This window comes from Methanosphaera sp., from assembly GCF_016282985.1.
GTDB lineage: Archaea > Methanobacteriota > Methanobacteria > Methanobacteriales > Methanobacteriaceae > Methanosphaera.
On record NZ_JAEELZ010000139.1, the window covers coordinates 1 to 3858 of the forward strand.

Below are 3858 nucleotides of genomic sequence, written 5' to 3' on the forward strand. Positions count from 1 at the left end.
AATAGTAAAAATTATTAATAATTTTTACTATTTATTTTTTTATACTTCTAATTATTCCAATGATTTTCTTATACTTATAAGTTTTTTTTTATGCACTATTTATTTAAAAACTCTTTCATATAAAACTTACTATATCTACTCATTTCATTTGCAAAATAATCATAACCATACTCTTCTACTAAAGTGTCTTTATCACTAAACAAGTTAGTTCCAAGTCCTAATCTATCTCCTTCTATTTCAACACCCATACTAGCTAGTGTAGTTGGAAATAAATCCATAGTACTAAATTTTCTATTAGCAAATCTTCCTTCTGTTACAGCTGGATTAATAAACAAATTATACACACGTCTATCAGCATCTTCAGGATAAATACCAGACTGCATACTAATATGATCACCAACTATAATCACTGTAGTATCTTTGTAGAATGACTGTTGTGAAATCCAATTAGCAAACTCCTGTATTTGACCAGCACTACAATATATAACATCATAATACTGAATTCCAAATCTCTGAACACAAGTATTTTCTAAGTAACCATCTGTAAAATGCGTATCTGTAGTCAACATTGTAAAATTAAATGGTTTGTCTTTCTTAGCTAAATTAGTTATTTCTTCTTTAGCGTATTCAAACAGTTTAGAATCTTCATAACCCCACCAAACATAATAATCGTCGCTTATTTTATTTTTCTTTTTGGCAACATTATAATCATATATTTTATAATTACCATGTTCTTTGAAATAAATATCACGATTTCCAAAGCTTTTATCTGAACCAATCATATACATCTGGTTATAACCATTCGCTTCAAGAATATCACCTAAAGTGGTAGCTCCTGATAACATTGAAGAAAGTCTATTCTCAGTAGCAAACTCTCCACTAACCATAAGTGGTAATCCAGAAGTTTGAGCAACCATGGCTCCTGTAGTCCAAGTAGTTCCTGGAACTGACATTGCTCCACCAAATTTATTTGTATCAGAAAAACTAATGTTCTTAGCAGTTAATTCAGTTATTGGTTGTAATAAATTATAATCTGTTTCTCCACCTAAATCTTTTGAAAAATAAGTACTTTCAAGTGATTCAACATAAATATATACTAAATTTCTTTTTTTGCTTGGAAAAGTTAATTTAATATCATTTGGATTAACATAATGTTCTTCAATAAATAAAGATTCATGGATTTGATTATATAGATAATTAATAAATCCTATTCGATTAAGACAACTATAGATAATATATATTGTACAAATAATAATAGTCAATTTCAGCAATAATTTCAAAATACTAGACTTTATTCCAAACAATATCTTTTTTTTCCATAATTTAATTTCTAAATTTATCTGCTTACAATCTAAATAGTTTATTATTAAAACTAATAAGCCAAAAAATATTAATGAACACATTACTGCAATAAAAAGACTATCTGCCACAAAACTAGCTAGAATAGATTTTTCAGCACTTTTAATTGGAGAAGTCAATTGAAATATTGCTTCATCAAAGCTTAAAAACGCAAATTTATTAATAGCCCAATTAGTTGATGATACAGATAATGATATTAAAAATACATAAATATATAACAGTATATATCTACATTTTTTCATTTTTAACTCTTTTCACTTTAAAATCAAAATTATTTTTGCAGTAATTAAATATTCTAGGCAAGCAATATGCAATAATCATACTACTTGCAAGATATAAAAAGCAGAATTTTATAGAGCCGGAATCACTTAATGACTCTTTTGCACGTCCTATCATTATCAACATAAGTAACATCAACAAATTAATAGCACAGCAATAAACTCCGTATTCAATAAGCATTTCATTTATACTCTTTTTTTCTTTTCCATAATTAATAGATATAAATGCTGGTAATAAAAAAATAATACTTTTCATTATATCCCTCCTTGTTTATTATAGCATATCGGAAGGAAAAAAATAAAGAGCCTTAAAGCTCTTTATTTTAATTTGTTTCCACATTTACTACAGAATTCATCATCTACTCCAACAGCAACTCCACACTTAGGACAGAATGCTCCTCCTGCAGCTGGTTGAGCTTCTCCAGCTCCACCTTTCATTTGATCAACATTAGTACCTTGTCCATTGAACGCCCCAGCTACAGCACCCTGCATCATGCCTCCGCTAGCCATGCCGACCATACCGACACCCATCATACCATTCATAGCTCCATTTTCATTGTTTGCTGCATCAACAACAGCATCTCCAAGGCTTCCAACAAGCTTTCCTTGTTGCATGTAAGCATTTGAAGAAAGTTCGTATTGATCAATTTTCTTATTAGATTCATCATCAAGAGTAACACTTTCAATTACAAATCCAATTAAGCTAATTCCACGATCTCTAATTGGCTGATCAAATACTTTTGCATCCATTGCAGTCTTAATTTCATCAGTAGCACTTGGTAATTCAAGTACTGGAGTTTTATGAGCAGCAGTGCCTAATTCATTAAGTACATTTTGGAATGCCCCAATAACTTCACTTCTCATTTGTTCTAATATTTCATCTTTTCTATACTCTTCAGCAGTACCAGCAATTTTACTCATAAAAGTAGCTGGATCACTAATCTTAAAAGTATACTTACCAAAACATTTAACTTGTACTCTTAAAGGTGTCATTTCTTTAGTCATTTGATTTGGAATTGGATGTGACCAATCTTGAAATGGAACTGGTGCAGGTGTTCCAAATTTATTATCAATAATTTCTTTAGCATTAATATAGAACACAGCCTGTTCCTTTGCAACTCCTCCATTATAAGTAAAACGAGTCCACATTTCTTTAAATACATCTCCAAAATCTCCTGCAAAGAAAGATGGTGATGCAGATTCATCAAATGTAAAGATACCTTCTTCAGCAGTTGCATCTAATATTTTACCATTTTGGAAAACTACTGCAATTTGTCCAGGAGCTACCTGAATAGCACTATTCTTTGAAATAATACCATTAGGTGTAGATACTCTCCTCATCAAAACATCGTTTCCTAAATCTTCACAACGAATATAATCTTTCCATTGATCATGTATTGTACTTGCTGTTGCCTGTACAGCAGCTTTAATTAAACCCATATAATCTCTCCTTCTTCTATAATTACATTATATAATATTTATTATTTTTTTTAAAGATATATTTTTGGTATTTATAAACCTTTTCTTCAAATTGAAAAAAGTCCTTTAATATGCTAAAATGAAAAAAACAGGTAGGTGTATTTATGGATAAACTTTATATTGTTATACCAGCATACAATGAAGAAGAAAATATAGAAGATGTAATTGCTGGTTGGCATAAAGTGATTGAAAAAATGAGTAAAGATTCTAGGTTGGTAATAATAGATGATGGTAGCAAAGATAACACTTTTTCAATTATGAAAAAATTGGAAAAGAAATATAAAAAGCTAATACCTATAACCAAGAAAAATCAAGGTCATGGAGCAACAGTATTATATGGATATAATTATGCTTTAAAAAATAATTGTAACTACGTTTTTCAAACAGATTCTGATGGTCAGACTAATCCTGAAGAATTTTGGGATTTCTGGGAAGAAAGAAAAAACTATGACATGATTATTGGCTACCGTAAGAAACGTCAAGATGGTTCTAGCAGAGTCCTTGTAACAAAAACATTAAAGTTTATTTTATTTATGATATTTCATGTTAACATAAAAGATGCTAACACTCCATTTAGGCTTATGAAATGTAGTACTTTGAGAAAAAAAATCAAATTGATTCCAAAAGATTATCATTTGTCTAATGTCATTTTATCGGTAATCTATGCTAAATATAAATTAAAAGTTAAGTATATTGATATAACATTCAAACCTAGACAAGGTGGAGTTAATTCAATTAATAT

General features: G+C 29.3%; 4 protein-coding genes. 1 reads left to right on the top strand and 3 read right to left on the bottom strand.

Going from position 1 to position 3858, the window contains the following annotated elements; translation table 11 throughout:
• Positions 1-95: 95 nt before the first annotated feature.
• From QZZ11_RS08350 to QZZ11_RS08360, 3 genes are all read right to left on the bottom strand, one after another.
• Positions 96-1271: an LTA synthase family protein gene (locus tag QZZ11_RS08350; RefSeq protein ID WP_292475257.1), complete on the bottom strand. Its 1176-nt coding sequence runs from the start codon at positions 1269-1271 to the stop codon at positions 96-98.
• A 316-nt stretch (positions 1272-1587) separates the two neighbouring features.
• The gene (locus tag QZZ11_RS08355) at positions 1588-1893 is read right to left on the bottom strand and encodes a hypothetical protein (protein ID WP_292475259.1); all 306 of its coding nucleotides are present in this window, start codon (positions 1891-1893) and stop codon (positions 1588-1590) included.
• A 62-nt stretch (positions 1894-1955) separates the two neighbouring features.
• Entirely contained in the window at positions 1956-3077 is a 1122-nt protein-coding gene (locus QZZ11_RS08360; protein ID WP_292475262.1) for an SPFH domain-containing protein, read from the bottom strand.
• 143 nt (positions 3078-3220) lie between these two features.
• Here QZZ11_RS08360 and QZZ11_RS08365 point away from each other — a divergent pair.
• Positions 3221-3858: glycosyltransferase family 2 protein (locus QZZ11_RS08365; RefSeq protein ID WP_292475263.1), on the top strand; the 638-nt coding region annotated here is incomplete at its 3' end.

Bases quoted from the DNA above. Each gene is read 5' to 3' on its own strand.
- QZZ11_RS08360 (WP_292475262.1), bottom strand. From the start codon at position 3,077: ATGGGTTTAATTAAAGCTGCTGTACAGGCAACAGCAAGTACAATACAT.
- QZZ11_RS08355 (WP_292475259.1), bottom strand. From the start codon at position 1,893: ATGAAAAGTATTATTTTTTTATTACCAGCATTTATATCTATTAATTAT.